The following is a 17217-nucleotide window of genomic DNA, read 5'->3' as shown; positions in this document are numbered from 1 at the left end:
GGTCCGGTCATGGTGCGTCTTCACTCGTAGAGGCGGCGCGACCGTACCAAAGCGTTCCCTCGCCGTAGCGACGGGACCGCAAAGGCTCGAAACCCTCCGGCCAGTCGAATTCCCCACCCCTGGTGCTGCGTTCCACGGTGGCGACGGCATCGCCGCTGAGCCACCCCTTTGTGCGGAGTGTGAGCAGTATCTCGCGAAGATCGTCGTCGGTGACGGCGTACGGCGGATCGAGGAAGACCAGGTCGTAGGGGGTGTCGGGGGCCGGTCCCGTGATGATCTGCTCCGCTTTGCCGGTACGGACCTCCGCGCCGGGAAGTCCGAGCGCCGTGACGTTCGCGCGGACGGTACGGGCGGCGCGGCTGTCGGCCTCGACGAGCAGCGCGTGTGCGGCGCCCCGGGAGAGCGCCTCCAGGCCCACGGCACCGGAGCCCGCGTACAGATCCGCGATCCGGATGCCGTCGAGGGTGCCGAGGAGCGACTCCCAGCTGGAGAAGAGGCCCTCACGCGCCCGGTCGGAGGTGGGGCGGGTGCCGGTGCCTGGCGGTACGGCGAGACGGCGTCCGCCGGCGACACCGGCGATCACGCGGGTCATGGGAGTCGGGTCCTCGGTTCGGTTCGGTCGGGTACGGGTTCGCGCGGGGCTCGGAGAGTGGCTCTGACCCCACGATATGGCGTACGTCCCGAGCGGGCCCGGCCGGTGCCCGAGGAGGCGTCAGCCCTTGTCGAGGTACTGCTCGCGTTCGGTGTCCAGCAGGGCGTCCAGCGCCGTACGCAGCTCCGGGGAGCCCGTCAGCTCCGGGTCCTCGGCGACCACCACGGCCGCCTCCTCGCGGGCGGCGGCGATGATCTCCTCGTCCTCGATGACCGCGAGCATCCGGAGCGAGGAGCGCACCCCGGACTGGGCCTGGCCGAGGACATCGCCCTCACGTCGCTGTTCGAGGTCGATACGGGACAGCTCGAAGCCGTCGAGCGTGGCGGCGACCGCGCCGAGCCGGGCTCTGGCCGGGCTCGCCTCGGGCATGTCCGTGACCAGCAGGCAGAGGCCGGGGGCCGAGCCGCGGCCGACACGTCCGCGCAGCTGGTGCAGTTGGGAGACGCCGAACCGGTCCGCGTCCATGATCACCATGGCGGTGGCGTTGGGGACGTTCACACCGACCTCGATGACCGTGGTCGCGACGAGCACGTCCACCTCGCCCGCGGCGAAGCGGCGCATCACGGCGTCCTTGTCGTCCGGCTGCATCCGGCCGTGCAGGATCTCGACGCGCAGCCCCTGGAGCGGTCCCTTCGTGAGCTGCCCGGCGACCTCCACGACCGCGAGCGGGGGCCGCTTCTCGGCCTCGTCCTCCTTGGACGGCTTGGACTGCTTGGACTTCTGGCCCGCCTTGTCGTCCTCCTCGTCGTCACCGATCCGGGGGCAGACGACATACGCCTGATGTCCCTTCCCGACCTCCTCCCGCACCCGTTCCCAGGCGCGGGCGAGGAAGTGCGGCTTGTCCTGGGCCGGGACCACATGGCTGGCGATCGGCGAGCGGCCCGCCGGGAGCTGGTCCAGGACGGAGGTCTCCAGATCCCCGAAGACGGTCATCGCGACCGTACGGGGAATGGGCGTGGCCGTCATGACCAGCAGATGCGGGGGCTGCTTGCCCTTGGAACGGAGCGCGTCCCGCTGCTCCACGCCGAAGCGGTGCTGTTCGTCCACCACGACCAGGCCGAGGTCGTGGAACCGCACCTTGTCCTCGATCAGCGCGTGCGTACCGATCACGATCCCGGCCTCGCCGGTGACCAGATCGAGCAGCGCCTGACGCCGCGCGGCCATGCCCATGGAGCCGGTGAGCAGCACGACCTTGGTGCCGTGCTCGGCGCCGCCGAGCATCCCTCCCTGCGCCAGCTCGCCCATCATGTCCGTGATCGAACGGTGGTGCTGCTGGGCGAGCACCTCCGTGGGCGCCAGCATGGCGGCCTGTCCGCCCGCGTCGACGACCGCGAGCATCGCCCGGAGCGCGACCAGCGTCTTGCCCGAGCCGACCTCGCCCTGGAGCAGCCGGTGCATGGGGTGTTCGGTGGCGAGGTCCGCGAAGATCTCGCCGGTGACCTTCCGCTGGCCGTCGGTGAGCGTGAAGGGCAGGTCGGCGTCGAAGGCGTCCAGCAGTCCGTCCGGCACGGGTCTGCGGGCCACGGCGGGGAGCTGCGCGTCCGCGTACCGCCGCCGGGCCAGCGCGACCTGGAGGACGAACGCCTCGTCCCACTTCAGCCGCTGCCTGGCGGACTCGATGTCCGCCCGGCTCTCGGGCCGGTGGACCTTCAGCAGCGCCTCGGGCAGCGAGGAGAATCCCCGCCCCTCGCGCAGCGCGGGCGGCAGCGGGTCGACGGCCTCCGCGGCTCTGGGCAGCACCGCGTCGACCGCTTTGGTGATCTTCCAGGACTCCAGCCCCTTGCAGGCCGGATAGATCGGGATCAGCTTGCCCGCGAAGGCGTCCACGGCCTCCGCGGTGTCCTCCGTGGACCCGTCGTCGTCGGCGGCCCTGCCCAGCGGCACATAGGTGGGGTGCGCGAGCTGGAGCTTGCGGTTGAAGACGGACACCTTGCCCGCGAACATCCCGCGGCTGCCCGGCGGCAGCTCCTTGTGCGGCTTGTGGATCCCCCTGCCGAAGAAGACCAGTTGGAGCCGGCCGCTGCCGTCGGTGAGGGTGATCTCCAGACGCTGGCCCCGGCCGTGGTTGAACGTCAGGATCCGGGAGTCGGCGACCTGTGCGACCACCGTGACGTCCTCGTCGAGCGGCAGCTCGGCCAGCTTGGTGAGCTGGCCGCGCTCCTCGTACCGCCTCGGGTAGTGGTGCAGCAGATCGCCGACCGTGTGCAGGTCGAGGTGTTCGGCCATCACCTTCGCGGTGGCGGGGCCGAGCGTCTTCTTGAGGGATTCATCCAGCGCGGACACGCGTTCCATCACCTCATCTTCGCAGGGGGCCATCGACCGCAACTGGTAGGGGAATGCGATCCTGCCACCTCGACAACACAGAGTGCGACCCACGCGCTACACTCTGTGTCGCACCGAGAGGTGCCGGTCAGGGCTTGGCCGTCACGCGGCCGGAAGCGGCCGAGTGAGAAGCCCCTCTCGTGGGAGGGGGAGGAGTCACTGCGCACCACGCCACTGACACCAACAGTGAGACGCTGGTGTACTCCCGTAGGCCCTGGCCGTGCTGCGGCCGGGCCTCGTACACCGCTACTCCACGCCGATGAGCAGCGGAACGGACTGCCTGCCGCCCCGGTAGACCACGGTGTCGACGGCCAGATGGCCCTCCCGTACGTAGATCTCCAGGCGGTCGGCCAGCGCCTCCGGCACCTCGTCGCCGAGCACCAGCGTCACCAGTTCGCCGCCGGCCGCCAGCATCCGGGAGAGCACCGACTCGGCGGTGGCGGCGAGATCGGCGCCGATCACCGCCACGTCGCCGTCGATCAGCCCGAGGACGTCCCCGGCCTGGCAGATTCCCGCCATGGTCCAGGACTGCCGTTCGGCGACGGCCAGTTCGGCGTAGCGGGTGGCGCCGGCCGCGGTGGTCATGGCGACCACGTCCTCGTCGAAGCGGCGGTCGGGCAGGTGGACGGCGAGCGCGGCGATGCCCTGGACGGCGGCCCGGGTCGGGATGAGGGCGACCCGTACGCCCTCGGTGCGGGCCTGTTCGACGGCCGCGGCGGCGGTGTGCCGCAGCGTGGCGTCGTTCGGCAGGAGCACCACCTCGCGCGCGTGGGCCCGCCGGATCGCCTCGACGAGCTCACCGCTGGCGGGCGGCTCCCCGGGGCGCGCGAGGACGGTCGTCGCGCCGGCCTCGGCGCACAGCCCCGCGAGCCCCTCGCCCGGGACCACCGCGACGACGGCCCGCTGGACGCGCTCGGGCAGTTCCTCGACGGCGGCGCCGAAGTGGGTGATGCGGATGCGGTACGGACGTCCCGCCTCGACCCCGGCCTCCACGGCGGCGCCCGCGTCGTCGACATGGACGTGTACGTTCCACAGCCCGTCGCCGCCGACGACGACCAGGGAGTCCCCCAGCCGGTCGAGCCGGGCCCGGAGCCGGGCCACGGCGCGGTCGTCCGCCTCCAGCAGATAGATCACCTCGAAGGCGGGGCCGCCCTCGGGCGCGCAGGACTCGATCGCGGACTCGACCGCGGCCGGGTCCTCGTACCGGCGGTGGCCCATCGGGAAGGCGGCCGGAGTCTCGCCCGTGAGGGACCGCACCAGCGCGCCCAGGACGGCGAGCAGCCCGCGCCCGCCGGCGTCCACGACACCCGCGCGTCCGAGGACGGGCAGCTGGTCGGGGGTGGCGGCGAGCGCGGCGCGTGCGCCCGCGTACGCCGCGCGTACGGTCGCGCCCACGTCCGTCGGCCCGCTCCGTTCCGCCGCCTCGGCCGCGGCGGAGGCCACGCTGAGGATCGTGCCCTCGACGGGGTGGGCGACGGCCTCCCGGGCCAGCCCGGCGGCCCGCCGCAGCGCCGGCGCGAGCCGCTCGGCGCCCCTCCCCTCGGGATCCGCCGGCTCCGTGTCCGCCAGAACCTCCGCCATCCCGCGCAGCAGCTGCGCCAGGATCGTCCCGGAATTCCCCCGGGCACCGATCAGCGCACCGTGCGCCATGGCCCGTACGGCATCGGCCGGCGCGGGCACGGAAGAGCCGGTCTCATGGGCGGCGAAGACGGCCTCGACCGCCTGCGCCGCGGACTCCACGGTCAGATAGAGATTGGTGCCCGTGTCACCGTCCGCGACCGGATAGACATTGATCGCGTCGATCTCCTCGCGCTCCCGGCCGAGGGCCTCCAGCGCCAGCGAGCACCAGCTCCGTACCGCTGCTGCGTCGAGGGTCTGCGGCACCTGGGGGTCCTCCTTGAGCGGCCTGGATGCGGGCTGCACGCAGGGTAGCCCGGGGACGGGAGGCGAACAGCGGGCCAACCTGGCGGAACGGAGCCGCTGGGCGTCATGGTAGTTTTCTTGTACCGAGGCAGGCGTTGTATGCTGCTGCGGTTGCCCGATGAGAGTCGGGCCAATCCCCCGGCAACGCCACATCAGTCAATGATTCCCGGCACGCCGGATTTCTCTGTACGAGCATCTGAAGTCTTTGGAGTGACCCGTGGCTGCCAACTGCGACGTCTGCGGCAAGGGGCCGGGCTTCGGCAACAACATTTCGCACTCGCACCGCCGTACGTCCCGTCGCTGGAACCCGAACATCCAGCGCGTGCGTGCCGTGGTCGGTCGGACGCCGAAGCGGCTCAACGTCTGCACATCGTGCATCAAGGCCGGCAAGGTCTCGCGCTGACGCCTGCGTCGTGGCGCAGCCCCTGCGGTTGCCTTGAGAAGCCGGTCCACCTCGGTGGACCGGCTTTTTGCCGTGCTGAGGCGTGCCGCCGGAGCGGTACCGCCGAAGCGGCGCCGTCAGCGGAAGCGGAACCCGTGATCCACCGGGCCGATCCCCGCGCCCAGCGGAAAGCCGTGCGCGATCGCTCCCGTCACATACTCCTTGGCCGCCCGGACGGCCTCCACGACGCTCTGCCCGCGGGCCAGGCCCGAGGCGATCGCCGACGCGTAGGTGCAGCCCGTCCCGTGCGTATGCCGGTTGTCGTGGCGCGGCGCCCGTAGCCAGTGTTCCTCGGCGCCGTTGGTCAGCAGATCCACCGCGTCCCCGGGCAGATGCCCGCCCTTGATCAGCGCCCAGCGGGGCCCGAATTCGAGTACGGCGCCGGCCGCGCGCCGCAGCCCCGTCTCGTCCTCCACCCGTACACCGGTGAGCTGCAACACCTCGTCCAGATTGGGGGTGGCGACGGTCGCGGCCGGCAGCAGCTTCGTCCGTACGCCGTCCAGCGCCGAGGCCGCCAGCAGCGGATCACCGTGTTTGGAGACCCCGACCGGGTCGACGACCACGGGGGCGCGGGTCCCGGTGAGCAGTTGCGCGACGGCCGCGACCAGTTCGGCGGAGGAGAGCATGCCGGTCTTCACGGCCTGGACGCCGATGTCGTCGACGACGGCGCGGTACTGGGCCCGTACCGCCTCCACCGGCAGCTCCCAGGCGCCGTGTACGCCCAGGGAGTTCTGTGCCGTCACCGCCGTGAGCACGCTCATTCCGTGCACACCGAACGCCAGCATGGTCTTCAGATCCGCCTGGATGCCGGCACCGCCACCGGAGTCCGATCCGGCGACGGTCAGCACGCGCGGTGGCACGGACGGTGGCGTAACACGCTCGGATATCGGCATGGTGCCGAATCTACCGGGCGTCCTCGATGTCTCCGAAGTGGTCCCAGCCGCCCTTGCTGGTCCAGGGCGCCCCGTCGACCGTCACCTGCGGCAGCGCGGACGGGTTGAGCACCTCACCGATCACCTTCCAGCGGGCCGGCAGCTTCACGTCCGGCGGGAACGTGGCGACGATCGCGTGGTCCTCGCCGCCCGTCAGCACCCACTGGAGCGGGTCGATCCCGACGGCCTGGCCGATGTCGTTCATCTGCGAGGGGATGTCGATCAGACCCGAGCGCAGATCGATACGGACCTTGCTGGCCTCGGCGATATGGCCGATGTCCGCGACGAGTCCGTCACTGACGTCGGTCATGGCGGTGGCGCCGAGCCCGGCCGCCGCGGGGCCCGCGTGGTACGGCGGCTCCGGTCTGCGGTGCGCCTCGACGAAGGCGCGGGGCGAGCGGAAGCCGCGCGAGAGCACCGCGTGCCCGGCCGCCGACCAGCCCAACCAGCCGGTGTAGGCGATGACATCGCCCGGCCGGGCACCGGACCGGGTGACCGGCTCGTGGTTACGGAGATCACCGAGCGCCGTGATGGCGATGGTGATCGTGTCGCCGCGTACGACATCACCGCCGACCACGGCCGCACCCGCGACCTGGCACTCGTCGCGGATGCCGTCCATCAGCTCGGTGGGCCAGGTGACCGGGAGTTCGGCCGGCACGACCAGGCCGAGGAGCAGCGCGGTGGGAACCGCGCCCATCGCCGCGATATCGGCGAGGTTCTGCGCGGCCGCCTTCCGGCCGACGTCGTACGCCGTCGACCAGTCACGGCGGAAGTGCCGCCCCTCCAGCAACAGGTCCGTACTCGCCACGACCCTGCGGTCGGGCGCGGCCACGACCGCGGCGTCGTCGCCCGGCCCGAGCCGGACCGCCGGGGTGGTGGTGAGCCGGGAGGTGAGTTCTCTGATGAGACCGAACTCCCCCAACTCGCCCACGGTTCCCTTCACCGAGTCTCCCCTCTCATCACCGGGCCGCATGCGCGGTCGCGGTCCTTCACTGCTGTCGGTACCGTCATGAGTCGCGTCAACTTCGTCTTCCGTACGCCACCCTGCGGGCGCCACCCGGGACCCGGGTCTCCCCGCTGCACTCGGCGACGCGATACCGTGGCGTCTCTTTCCCCCACATGATCCTCGTGGCCGCCCTGGAGGTTCCGTGGTACAGGCGTACATCCTTATCCAGACCGAGGTGGGCAAGGCGACGACCGTCGCCGAGACCATCGCCAAGATTCCGGGAGTTATCCAGGCCGAGGACGTCACCGGTCCCTATGACGTGATCGTGCGCGCTCAGGCGGACACCGTCGATGAGCTGGGTCGCATGGTGGTCGCGAAAATCCAGCAAGTGGAAGGCATCACCCGCACCCTGACCTGCCCGGTCGTGCACTTGTAGCCCCCGTCTACCCTTGGCCGGTGACCATTTCCTGTCGCCCGCCGTACCGCCGCAGGCTATCCGGCCGTCCGCTCGTCCGCCTGTCCGCCGTCGTTCTGCTGGCGGCGGTGGCGGGCTGTTCCTCCACCGACGCGTCGGTGTCGGTCGCGGTTCCCAGTCCGCTCGCGGAGGAGGCCGCCCTGTGCCGGGCTCTCCACAAGGAGCTGCCGAAGACCCTCTCCGACCTCGGCCGGGCCGATCCCGAGCCGTCTTCCGAACTGACCGCCGGGTGGGGGGACGCCGCGATCGTACTGCGCTGCGGTGTCCCCCGGCCCGAGGGGATGAGCGATCCACAGTCGGACGCGGTGGAGGCGAACGGCGTCAACTGGATGCTGGAGGAACGGGACTCGGGGCCCCGCTTCACCACCACGTACCGCAGGACGTATGTCGAGGTCACCATGGACGAGCGGTTCACCCATGACTCCACCCCGCTCGCCGAGCTGGCCGCGTCGGTCAAGAAGACGATCCCGGCCAGTCTGTGACCGGGCGCGCCCGGTTGTGACCGGACGCGCCCGGCACGGCCTTCCGATGAGGGCCCGGTACGGGTGTCAGCGCAGCCCGGTCGGTCGGCGCAGCGCCGCCTGGATCAGCCGGTCGATCAGCTCCGGGTAACCGACTCCGCTCTCCTGCCACATCCGCGGGAACATCGAGATCGGTGTGAAGCCCGGCAGCGTATTGATCTCGTTGATGACGAACTCGCCGTCCTCGGTGAGGAAGAAGTCGGCGCGGACCAGGCCCTCGCAGGAGGCGGCCTCGAACGCCTCGACGGCGAGCCGCTGTACCTCGGCCGTCTGCTCCTCGGTGAGGGGCGCGGGCACCAGACCGGTGGCCGAGTCGATGTACTTGGCCTCGAAGTCGTAGAAATCGTGCGCCGTGACCGGGGGGATCTCGGCGGGCACGCTGGCGCGGGGGCCGTCCTCGAACTCCAGCACACCGCACTCGATCTCGCGGCCCCGCAGCAGCGACTCCACCACGATCTTGGGGTCATGGCGCTGGGCCTCGGTGATCGCCTCGTCGAGCCCCGAGGCGTCCTCGACCTTGGTGATCCCCATGGAGGATCCGGCGCGGGCGGGCTTCACGAAGAGCGGCCAGCCGTGCTCGGCGGCGAAGTCGGTGATCTTCTTGCGGGCGGCGGCGCCCTTGGCTCCTTCGGGGCCCCGCTCCCATTCGCGGGGGCGGATCACCAGATACGGGCCGACGGGCAGCCCGAAGGAGGTGAACACCCGCTTCATGTACTCCTTGTCCTGCCCGACGGCGGAGGCGAGGACGCCCGCGCCGACGTACGGGACACCGGAGAGTTCCAGCAGGCCCTGGAGGGTGCCGTCCTCTCCGTACGGGCCGTGCAGTACGGGGAAGACGACGTCGACCTCGCCCAGCGCCTTGGGTACGGAACCCGGCTCGCTGTAGACGACCTCGCGGTTGCCGGGGTCGACGGAGAGTACGACGCCGCCGTCGGTGGACTCGGCGATCTGGTCGACGCTCGGCAGCGCGCGGTCGGCGATGGCCATCCGCTCCGGATCGTCGGCGGTGAGCGCCCAGCGGCCGTCGGTGGTGATGCCGATGGGCAGGACGTCGTACTTCGTCCGGTCGATGGACCGCAGTACGGCCCCGGCCGTGACCACGGAAATGGCGTGCTCGGAGCTCCGGCCGCCGAAGACGACGGCCACGCGCGGCTTGCGGAGCTGCTGCTCAGGGCTCTGGGGGGAGTTCTTGCTGCTCATATCGCGATGAGGGTACCTGTTGGTAGCGCCCGAGTCAGCGTTGGTCGCGGCCGGGTCGGCACCGGTCGCGCTGAGTCAGCTTCGCTCGGACTTGGCGCTGCGCGACATCAGTTCCTTGAGCGCGACGAGCGGCGGCTTTCCGTTGTGCACGATGTCCACGACCGTCTCCGTGAGCGGCATGTCGACGCCGTGGCGGCGGGCGAGATCCAGCACGGACTCACACGATTTGACGCCTTCCGCGGTCTGCTTGGTGACCGCGATGGTCTCCTGGAGGGTCATCCCTCGGCCGAGGTTGGTGCCGAAGGTGTGGTTGCGGGAGAGCGGCGAGGAGCAGGTGGCGATCAGATCACCCATGCCGGCGAGACCGGAGAAGGTGTGCGGGTCGGCGCCCATGGCGAGGCCGAGCCGAGTGGTCTCCGCGAGGCCGCGGGTCATCAGGGATGCCTTGGTGTTGTCGCCGAGGCCCATGCCGTCGGCGATACCGACGGCGAGACCGATGACGTTCTTGACCGCGCCACCGAGTTCGCAGCCGACGACGTCGGTGTTGGTGTACGGGCGGAAGTACGGGGTGTGGCAGGCGGACTGGAGGCGGCGCGCGACGGCCTCGTCCCGGCACGCGACGACCGCGGCGGCCGGCATCCGTCCGGCGATCTCCTTGGCGAGGTTGGGGCCGGTGATGACGGCGACCCGCTCGGCCGGTGCCTTGGCGACCTCCTCGATCACCTCGCTCATCCGCTTGGCCGTGCCGAGTTCGACGCCTTTCATCAGCGAGACGAGCACGGTGTCGGCGGGCAGTACGGGCGCCCACTCGGCGAGATTGCCGCGCAGTGTCTGCGAGGGCACGGTGAGTACCGTGAACTCGGCGTCCCGGGCGGCCTCCACGGGGTCGGTGGTGGCCCGTACGCCGGTGGGCAGTTCGAAGCCGGGCAGATAGTCCGGGTTGGTGCGCGAGGTGTTGATCGCCTCGACGACCTCCTCGCGGCGGCCCCAGACCGTCACGTCGCACCCCGCGTCGGCGAGGACCATGGCGAACGCCGTACCCCACGAACCCGCTCCGAAGACGGCGACCCGCGTCACTTCGACCCCTCTTCCGCGGCTTTGCGCCGCTGTTCCGACCTGGCCTTGCGATGGTCGTACGCGGCCGTGGGCACCGGCTCCCCGCGCAGTTCGGAGAGCAGTTCCGTGATCGCGGCCATGATGACCTCGGTGACCTCGCGCAGCAATTCGGGGGTGATGTCCCGGCCGTAGTAGCGCGCCAGGTCCACGGGCGGTCCGACGAGCACATGGTGCGTCTTGCGCGGGAAGAGGTTCGGCTTCTTCGCGTACGGCGGCAGCAGCAGGTTGGCGCCCCACTGCGCGACGGGGATGACCGGGCACTTGGTCTGGAGGGCGACCCTGGCGACCCCGGTCTTGGCGGTCATGGGCCACAGGCCGGGGTCGCGGGTGAGGGTGCCCTCGGGGTAGAAGGCCACGCACTCGCCGCGCTCCACGGCGTCGATGGCGGCGCGGAAGGCGCTCAGCGCGTCGCTGGTCTCGCGGTAGACGGGAATCTGGCCGGTGCCGCGCATGATGGCCCCGATGAATCCCTCGGTGAATAGGCCGTGCTTCGCGAGGAAGCGCGGAACGCGGCCTGTGTTGTACTGGAAGTGCGCGTACGCGAACGGGTCGAGATGCGAATTGTGGTTCACGGCGGTGATGAATCCGCCGTCCGCCGGAATGTGCTCCGCACCCTTCCAGTCCCGCTTGAGCAGCACGATCAGCGGCGGTTTCGCGATGGCCGCCGCAAGGCGGTACCAGAAGCCGATTCTGCGGCGGGACACTCGGACACCTTCCTCTTTCGCCGGCTCACTGTCCGGCTGCCGGGGGTCAAGTGTGGCCCCGGGCCCCTGCTCTGTCGAGAACACCGTACGCCTCGCCTCCGGGACCACCTCTGCGGGCCGGGACGGTGCCGGGCCACAATAGAGGGCGGATATACCTGGGCCGCCACAGCATGGACGGAGAGTCCGCCACGAACACCGACCCGACCGCCCGCTGGTCTCTGGTCGTCCCCCTCAAACCGCTCCGGCTGGCCAAGAGCAGGCTCGCCGGAGCGGCGGGCGACGCCCTGCGCCCGCGGCTCGCCCTCGCGTTCGCGCAGGACACCGTGGCAGCCGCGCTGGCCAGCCCGGTGGTCCGGGATGTGGTGGTTGTCACGGACGACCCGACGGCGAGCGCGGAACTGGCCGGGCTGGGGGCGCGTGTCGTGCCCGACTCCCCGGCGAGCGGTCTCAACGCGGCGCTGGCGCACGGCGCGCGGGCCGTCAGGGCGGTGAGGCCGCGGGCGGCCGTGGCCGCGCTCAACGCGGATCTGCCAGCGCTGCGGCCCGCCGAACTGGCCCGGGTGCTCTCCGCCGCGGACGCATTTCCGCGCGCCTTTCTCGCGGATGCCGCCGAAATCGGCACGACATTGCTGACCGCCGCGCCCGGTGCCGAATTGAATCCGGCTTTCGGCGGTCCCTCCCGGCATCGGCATTTGTCCTCGGGCGCGGTGGAAATACTTCTGACCGGGGTCGATTCCGTACGGCGGGACGTGGACACGGGCGATGATCTGCGGGCGGCGGCGGCGCTGGGCCTGGGCCCGTACACGGCCCGCCGGTACGCGCCGCGCGGTCCGCTGCCCGCGGCGTCGGCAGCGGGCCGTGGAGCGGGTACCGGCGGCCTCCGCGGGCTGGTGGAGGACCGCTACGCTGCGGTTATGCAGGCGACCTCGTACACATACGATTCCGAGACCCGCGCCGGGAGTGTGCTGCTGGACGACGGCACCCCGGTGGAGTTCGACGCGGCCGCCTTCGACGCCGGGGGGCTGCGGCTGCTCCGGCCGGGACAGCGCGTTCGGATCGAGACCGAGGGCGAGGGCGCGTCCCTCCGGATCACGCTGGTGACGCTCCAGACGCTCTGACGCCTCCGGTCCAGGGCCTTCCCGTTCCCGGTACAACGCCGTTACAACGCCGCGGGCCGGGCTCCCCGAGGGGAGCCCGGCCCGGCGCGTGTGGCCCTGTGCCGCTTCTGTCTACTTCTTCCTGGCGGCGGTCTTCTTCGCGGTGGTGGTGCGCGCGGCGACCTTTCTCGCGGGGGCCTTCTTGGCCGTCGCCTTCTTGGCCGGCGCGGTCTTCTTGGCGGTGGCCTTCTTCGCCGCGGCCGTCTTGGCGGTCTTCTTGGCCGGCGCGGCCTTCTTCGCGGTGGCCTTCTTCGCCGCGGTCTTCTTGGCGGCGGTGACCTTCTTCGCTGCGGTCTTGCGCGCCGCCGCGGTCTTGGCGGTGGCCTTCTTGGCCGCGGCCTTCACGGTCGTACGAGCGGAAACGCCGCCCGAGAGGCTGCCCTTGGGGGCCTTCTTGACCGCCACATCGTTCTTGGGAAGCTTCTTCGAGCCGCTGACCAGGTCCTTGAAGCCCTGTCCCGCGCGGAAACGCGGCACCGAGGTCTTCTTGACCCGGACGCGCTCCCCGGTCTGCGGGTTACGGGCGTAACGGGCCGGGCGGTCGACCTTCTCGAACGAACCGAATCCGGTGACCGAGACCCGGTCGCCGGCGACCACCGCGCGGACGATCGCGTCGAGTACCGCGTCGACCGCGTCCGCGGCCTGCTGACGGCCGCCGACCTTGTCCGCAATGGCTTCTACGAGCTGCGCCTTGTTCACGTCTTCCCCTTCGGAGACATTGCCAGAACGAAAGTGTTCAAGCTTTTTCGCACGTTAGGCAGATATATACCGCAAATCAAACACGAAACGGGCTAATCACCCTAGTGCCGCAACGAAGTCGACCTGGCGGAGATCCGCGGAGGTCAGTCGCCTTCCGGAAATCGACCCTCGTCCAGGTCCTTCATCAAGCGGTCCAGACGTCGTGCCGCATCCGGGAGATCATGTTTCGCCGCGGCCGTGATGACCAGCAGCTTCCGGGACAGCGCCATCCGTACGCCATCCGGGACTTGCAGCGCACGCACCTTCGCGTGCGCTTCTTTGAGTTGTTCGGCGACTAACCCGTAGAGCTTGAGTTGGTTGTCGCGTTCCATGCACCGATTGTGCCATCTGGGGCGAGTTGTCGCCCGACGGGGGCTCAACAAGCAACTGCACCCCCTGCCGGGAGGCAGGGGGTGCAGTAGGGGAAAAGCGCTGCTCAGGCGGTAATTGTGCGCGGTTTGAAGGACGGCCTGGCGGCCTCGTACGCGGCGATCTCCGCTTCGTTCTGAAGGGTGAGACTGATGTCGTCGAGCCCGTTCAGCAACCTCCAGCGGGCGTTCTCGTCAAGCTCGAAATCGGCCGTCAGCGTTGCTCCGTCGGGGGACGTCGCCCGCACATGGCGCTGCTCCAGGTCCACGGCGATCTCCGCCGTGGGGTCGCTCTCCGCGATCGCCCAGAGGGCGTCCACGACCGGCTGCTCCAGAACCACGGTCAGCAGACCGTTCTTGAGCGAGTTGCCGCGGAAGATGTCGGCGAACCGGGAGGAGATGACGGCCTTGAAACCGAAGTTCTGCAGGGCCCAGACGGCGTGTTCACGGGAGGAACCCGTGCCGAAGTCCGGTCCCGCGACCAGCACCGAGGCCCCCGCGTACTCGGGGCGGTTGAGGACGAACTCGGGGTCCTTGCGCCAGGCCTCGAAGAGCCCGTCCTCGAAGCCGTCGCGGGTGACCTTCTTGAGCCAGTGCGCCGGGATGATCTGGTCGGTGTCCACGTTGCTGCGGCGCAGCGGTACGGCCCGGCCGGTGTGGGTGGTGAAGGCTTCCATGGTTATCGCGCTCCAGCGGGCGTACGGGCGCCGGCATCGGCGTCGGACAGATCGGCGGGCGAGGCCAGGTGGCCCAGCACGGCGGTGGCGGCGGCGACCTGGGGAGAGACCAGGTGGGTACGGCCGCCCTTGCCCTGCCGGCCCTCGAAGTTGCGGTTGGAGGTGGACGCGGAGCGCTCGCCGGGGGCGAGTTGGTCGGGGTTCATGCCCAGACACATCGAGCAGCCCGCGTGCCGCCACTCCGCTCCCGCGGCGGTGAAGACCTTGTCCAGTCCCTCTTCGACGGCCTGGAGCGCGACCCGTACCGAACCGGGGACCACCAGCATCCGTACGCCGTCGGCGACTTTGCGGCCTTCGAGCAGCGTGGCCGCCGAGCGCAGGTCCTCGATACGGCCGTTGGTGCAGGAGCCCACGAAGACGGTGTCGACCCGGATGTCGCGCAGCGCCTGCCCGGCGGTCAACCCCATGTATTCCAGGGCCTTTTCGGCGGCGTGGCGCTCCGAGGCGTCCTCGTACGAAGCCGGGTCGGGGACGTTCGCGGAGAGCGGCGCTCCCTGGCCGGGGTTGGTGCCCCAGGTGACGAACGGGGCCAGTTCCGTGGCGTCGATGAAGACCTCGGCGTCGAACACCGCGTCGTCGTCGGTGCGCAGAGTCCGCCAGTAGGCGACCGCCGCGTCCCAGTCCGCGCCCTCGGGGGCGTGGTCGCGGCCCCTGAGATAGGCGAAGGTGGTCTCGTCGGGGGCGATCATGCCCGCCCTGGCCCCGGCTTCGATGGACATGTTGCAGATGGTCATCCGCGCTTCCATCGAGAGCTTCTCGATGGCGGAGCCCCGGTATTCGAGGATGTAGCCCTGACCGCCGCCGGTGCCGATCCTGGCGATGATCGCGAGGATCAGGTCCTTGGCGGTGACCTCGGCGGGGAGTTCGCCCCCGACCGTGATCGCCATGGTCTTGGGGCGGGCCAGCGGCAGCGTCTGGGTGGCCAGGACATGCTCGACCTGGCTGGTGCCGATGCCGAACGCCAGCGCGCCGAACGCGCCGTGGGTGGAGGTGTGGCTGTCGCCGCAGACCACGGTGGTACCGGGCTGGGTCAGTCCCAGCTGCGGGCCCACGACATGGACCACGCCCTGCTCGACATCGCCCAGCGGGTGCAGCCGTACACCGAAGTCGGCGCAGTTCTTGCGCAGCGTCTCCAACTGGATACGGGAGACGGGGTCCGCGATGGGCTTGTCGATGTCGAGGGTGGGGGTGTTGTGGTCCTCGGTCGCGATGGTGAGGTCGAGCCGCCGGACCTTGCGCTCGCTCATACGGAGGCCGTCGAAGGCCTGGGGGCTGGTCACCTCGTGCAGCAGGTGCAGATCGATGAAGAGGAGGTCGGGCTCGCCCTCTGCGCGCCGGACGACATGATCGTCCCAGACCTTCTCCGCGAGTGTCCTACCCATCGCTTTCCCTCCGACCGGCTCTCACAGCCGGCGCTCCTAGAGACATGTGGGCCCACGCCCGCTCCCCACGTACCGGACGTCGCCTGGAGACCCGTCGGTCCGCGGGCCCGTACATACAGGTTCGCAAGTTCCCTGGGAAATTGAACTTGCGTTTCACAGAGTGAGACGCGAGTATCGTTTCATGGACAACTCTAGCGGCGTCGGCGTTCTCGACAAGGCTGCTCTGGTATTGAGCGCCCTGGAGTCCGGTCCGGCCACCCTCGCCGGACTGGTCGCGGCGACCGGGCTCGCACGGCCCACGGCACACAGACTGGCCGTGGCACTGGAACATCACCGGCTGGTGGCGAGGGACATGCAGGGCCGGTTCATTCTCGGCCCGCGGCTGGCCGAGCTGGCCGCCGCGGCCGGCGAGGACCGCCTGCTGGCCACGGCCGGCCCCGTACTCACACATCTGCGGGACATGACGGGCGAGAGCGCGCAGCTCTACCGACGCCAGGGTGACATGCGGATATGCGTGGCGGCGGCGGAGCGGCTCTCCGGACTGCGGGACACGGTCCCGGTCGGCTCCACGCTCACGATGAAGGCGGGCTCCTCGGCCCAGATCCTGATGGCCTGGGAGGAGCCCGAGCGGCTGCACCGCGGTCTCCAGGGAGCCAGATTCACGGCGACGGCGCTCTCGGGCGTACGGCGCAGGGGCTGGGCCCAGTCGATCGGCGAGCGCGAGCCGGGCGTGGCCTCGGTCTCCGCACCGGTACGGGGGCCCTCCAACCGCGTGGTCGCGGCGGTCTCGGTATCCGGACCGATCGAGCGGCTCACCCGGCACCCGGGCCGGATGCACGCCCAGGCCGTGATAGACGCGGCGGGCCGGCTGAGCGAGGCCCTGCGCCGCAGCGGCTGAACGGACTCCCCGACGCCCCAGGGCCTGTCCTTTCCGGACTCCCCCGTGGCACTCACGCCGCACTTCCGGCTACGTAACGTTCCACCGCACGCTTCCACCGGCAGGCCGCTCCAGCGCCGCAGCGGCCGGGCCGGTATCGCCGGACCGCGCGGGCCGGCGACGGCGAAGCCGTCCGGCGGACGCGCCCAACAGGCGCTTCGACAGCGGCGGTTGGCGCCGTGCCGTAGCCGTAGCCGTAGCCGTGGACAGCGAGAAGGCCCTCCCGCGAACGGTAGGGCCTTTTCTCACTGCGTATTACGCGATGTACCCCCGACCGGATTCGAACCGGCGCTACTGCCGTGAGAGGGCAGCGTGCTAGGCCGCTACACAACGGGGGCATGGACCGAAGTCCAGCTGGGCTACCAGGACTCGAACCTAGAACAACGGAACCAGAAACCGTCGTGTTGCCAATTACACCATAGCCCATAGGTGGTTTAGACCAGTACCCCCGACCGGATTCGAACCGGCGCTACTGCCGTGAGAGGGCAGCGTGCTAGGCCGCTACACAACGGGGGCCCTAGCGATCCCGCATCGACGCGTCCGGGTGCGACCCGAAGGCGTCGGAGAGAAGGATCTGTACCCCCGACCGGATTCGAACCGGCGCTACTGCCGTGAGAGGGCAGCGTGCTAGGCCGCTACACAACGGGGGCGTTGCAGAAACATCT

16 protein-coding genes, 4 tRNA genes and 1 pseudogene are annotated in these 17217 nt (G+C 70.4%); 5 read left to right on the top strand and 16 right to left on the bottom strand.

All coding sequences use genetic code 11. The features are described 5' to 3' along the window. Positions 1 to 7: 7 nt before the first annotated feature. From rsmD to ACIRQP_RS22080, 3 genes are all read right to left on the bottom strand, one after another. Positions 8 to 592: a 16S rRNA (guanine(966)-N(2))-methyltransferase RsmD gene (gene rsmD / locus ACIRQP_RS22090; protein WP_403892667.1), complete on the bottom strand. Its 585-nt coding sequence runs from the start codon at positions 590 to 592 to the stop codon at positions 8 to 10. A gap of 120 nt (positions 593 to 712) precedes the next feature. Beyond that, on the bottom strand, positions 713 to 2944 hold the full coding sequence (gene recG / locus ACIRQP_RS22085; protein ID WP_403892665.1) for an ATP-dependent DNA helicase RecG: 2232 nt from the start codon (positions 2942 to 2944) through the stop codon (positions 713 to 715). Between the two features lie 276 nt (positions 2945 to 3220). Next, positions 3221 to 4858 carry a DAK2 domain-containing protein gene (locus ACIRQP_RS22080; protein ID WP_403892663.1) on the bottom strand — a complete coding sequence of 546 codons (1638 nt, stop codon included), beginning with the start codon at positions 4856 to 4858 and terminating at the stop codon, positions 3221 to 3223. A 256-nt stretch (positions 4859 to 5114) separates the two neighbouring features. Here ACIRQP_RS22080 and rpmB point away from each other — a divergent pair, with 256 nt between their 5' ends. Then, on the top strand, positions 5115 to 5300 hold the full coding sequence (gene rpmB / locus ACIRQP_RS22075) for a 50S ribosomal protein L28 (RefSeq protein ID WP_003957616.1): 186 nt from the start codon (positions 5115 to 5117) through the stop codon (positions 5298 to 5300). Between the two features lie 116 nt (positions 5301 to 5416). Here the strand turns inward: rpmB and thiD are convergent, their stop codons facing one another. Next, positions 5417 to 6232 carry a bifunctional hydroxymethylpyrimidine kinase/phosphomethylpyrimidine kinase gene (gene thiD, locus ACIRQP_RS22070; protein ID WP_403892661.1) on the bottom strand — a complete coding sequence of 272 codons (816 nt, stop codon included), beginning with the start codon at positions 6230 to 6232 and terminating at the stop codon, positions 5417 to 5419. Between the two features lie 10 nt (positions 6233 to 6242). After that, positions 6243 to 7214, bottom strand: a complete 972-nt coding sequence (locus tag ACIRQP_RS22065) for a thiamine-phosphate kinase (RefSeq protein WP_382517235.1) — start codon at positions 7212 to 7214, stop codon at positions 6243 to 6245. Positions 7215 to 7419: 205 nt separating this feature from the next. On the opposite strand from ACIRQP_RS22065, the gene ACIRQP_RS22060 reads away from it, so the two are divergent. Together ACIRQP_RS22060 and ACIRQP_RS22055 are read left to right on the top strand one after the other, a co-directional pair. Further along, positions 7420 to 7653 (top strand): Lrp/AsnC family transcriptional regulator, encoded by a 234-nt coding sequence (locus ACIRQP_RS22060; RefSeq protein WP_030351778.1) that lies wholly within the window; start codon positions 7420 to 7422, stop codon positions 7651 to 7653. A gap of 20 nt (positions 7654 to 7673) precedes the next feature. Then, entirely contained in the window at positions 7674 to 8174 is a 501-nt protein-coding gene (locus tag ACIRQP_RS22055; protein WP_403892658.1) for a DUF3515 domain-containing protein, read from the top strand. 66 nt (positions 8175 to 8240) lie between these two features. On the opposite strand, the gene ACIRQP_RS22050 is transcribed toward ACIRQP_RS22055, so the two are convergent. From ACIRQP_RS22050 to ACIRQP_RS22040, 3 genes are all read right to left on the bottom strand, one after another. After that, positions 8241 to 9413, bottom strand: a complete 1173-nt coding sequence (locus tag ACIRQP_RS22050; protein WP_403892656.1) for a D-alanine--D-alanine ligase family protein — start codon at positions 9411 to 9413, stop codon at positions 8241 to 8243. A 75-nt stretch (positions 9414 to 9488) separates the two neighbouring features. Further along, complete coding sequence (locus ACIRQP_RS22045) at positions 9489 to 10490, bottom strand: NAD(P)H-dependent glycerol-3-phosphate dehydrogenase (RefSeq protein WP_403892654.1); 1002 nt, start codon at positions 10488 to 10490, stop codon at positions 9489 to 9491. Next, positions 10487 to 11233 carry a lysophospholipid acyltransferase family protein gene (locus ACIRQP_RS22040; RefSeq protein WP_403892652.1) on the bottom strand — a complete coding sequence of 249 codons (747 nt, stop codon included), beginning with the start codon at positions 11231 to 11233 and terminating at the stop codon, positions 10487 to 10489. Before ACIRQP_RS22040 ends, ACIRQP_RS22045 begins: the two co-directional genes overlap by 4 nt. A gap of 170 nt (positions 11234 to 11403) precedes the next feature. On the opposite strand from ACIRQP_RS22040, the pseudogene cofC reads away from it, so the two are divergent. Further along, positions 11404 to 12054, top strand: a pseudogene (gene cofC, locus ACIRQP_RS22035) (2-phospho-L-lactate guanylyltransferase); the annotation flags it as partial. A gap of 408 nt (positions 12055 to 12462) precedes the next feature. Here cofC and ACIRQP_RS22030 read toward each other — a convergent pair. The 4 genes from ACIRQP_RS22030 to leuC all read right to left on the bottom strand — a co-directional run bounded on the left by ACIRQP_RS22030 (position 12463) and on the right by leuC (position 15615). Then, positions 12463 to 13089, bottom strand: a complete 627-nt coding sequence (locus tag ACIRQP_RS22030; RefSeq protein ID WP_403892650.1) for an HU family DNA-binding protein — start codon at positions 13087 to 13089, stop codon at positions 12463 to 12465. A gap of 143 nt (positions 13090 to 13232) precedes the next feature. After that, on the bottom strand, positions 13233 to 13460 hold the full coding sequence (locus ACIRQP_RS22025; protein WP_383108726.1) for a hypothetical protein: 228 nt from the start codon (positions 13458 to 13460) through the stop codon (positions 13233 to 13235). Positions 13461 to 13564: 104 nt separating this feature from the next. Next, the gene (gene leuD / locus ACIRQP_RS22020; protein WP_403892648.1) at positions 13565 to 14173 is read right to left on the bottom strand and encodes a 3-isopropylmalate dehydratase small subunit; all 609 of its coding nucleotides are present in this window, start codon (positions 14171 to 14173) and stop codon (positions 13565 to 13567) included. Positions 14174 to 14175: 2 nt separating this feature from the next. Beyond that, positions 14176 to 15615 carry a 3-isopropylmalate dehydratase large subunit gene (gene leuC / locus ACIRQP_RS22015; RefSeq protein ID WP_403892646.1) on the bottom strand — a complete coding sequence of 480 codons (1440 nt, stop codon included), beginning with the start codon at positions 15613 to 15615 and terminating at the stop codon, positions 14176 to 14178. Between the two features lie 181 nt (positions 15616 to 15796). On the opposite strand from leuC, the gene ndgR reads away from it, so the two are divergent. Continuing rightward, the gene (ndgR, locus tag ACIRQP_RS22010; protein ID WP_030351789.1) at positions 15797 to 16513 is read left to right on the top strand and encodes an IclR family transcriptional regulator NdgR; all 717 of its coding nucleotides are present in this window, start codon (positions 15797 to 15799) and stop codon (positions 16511 to 16513) included. A gap of 304 nt (positions 16514 to 16817) precedes the next feature. Here ndgR and ACIRQP_RS22005 read toward each other — a convergent pair. From ACIRQP_RS22005 to ACIRQP_RS21990, 4 genes are all read right to left on the bottom strand, one after another. Beyond that, positions 16818 to 16890, bottom strand: a tRNA-Glu gene (locus tag ACIRQP_RS22005). A 16-nt stretch (positions 16891 to 16906) separates the two neighbouring features. Next, a tRNA-Gln gene (locus ACIRQP_RS22000) sits at positions 16907 to 16978 on the bottom strand. A gap of 17 nt (positions 16979 to 16995) precedes the next feature. Further along, positions 16996 to 17068: transfer RNA gene (locus ACIRQP_RS21995), tRNA-Glu, on the bottom strand. A 61-nt stretch (positions 17069 to 17129) separates the two neighbouring features. Further along, positions 17130 to 17202 (bottom strand) — tRNA-Glu (locus tag ACIRQP_RS21990). Positions 17203 to 17217 lie beyond the last annotated feature (15 nt).

The organism is Streptomyces sp. NPDC102274, assembly GCF_044766385.1.
In the GTDB taxonomy this organism is placed as follows: Bacteria; Actinomycetota; Actinomycetes; order Streptomycetales; family Streptomycetaceae; genus Streptomyces.
Note: the sequence above shows the minus strand (reverse complement) of the source record. Positions and strands in the feature narration are given on the sequence as shown.

Excerpts from the sequence above, each read along its gene's own strand:
- rsmD (WP_403892667.1), bottom strand. The coding sequence starts at position 592 with ATGACCCGCGTGATCGCCGGTGTCGCCGGCGGACGCCGTCTCGCCGTA.
- recG (WP_403892665.1), bottom strand. The coding sequence starts at position 2,944 with ATGGAACGCGTGTCCGCGCTGGATGAATCCCTCAAGAAGACGCTCGGC.
- thiD (WP_403892661.1), bottom strand. The coding sequence starts at position 6,232 with ATGCCGATATCCGAGCGTGTTACGCCACCGTCCGTGCCACCGCGCGTG.
- ACIRQP_RS22050 (WP_403892656.1), bottom strand. The coding sequence starts at position 9,413 with ATGAGCAGCAAGAACTCCCCCCAGAGCCCTGAGCAGCAGCTCCGCAAG.
- ACIRQP_RS22025 (WP_383108726.1), bottom strand. The coding sequence starts at position 13,460 with ATGGAACGCGACAACCAACTCAAGCTCTACGGGTTAGTCGCCGAACAA.
- leuD (WP_403892648.1), bottom strand. The coding sequence starts at position 14,173 with ATGGAAGCCTTCACCACCCACACCGGCCGGGCCGTACCGCTGCGCCGC.
- leuC (WP_403892646.1), bottom strand. The coding sequence starts at position 15,615 with ATGGGTAGGACACTCGCGGAGAAGGTCTGGGACGATCATGTCGTCCGG.
- ndgR (WP_030351789.1), top strand. The coding sequence starts at position 15,797 with ATGGACAACTCTAGCGGCGTCGGCGTTCTCGACAAGGCTGCTCTGGTA.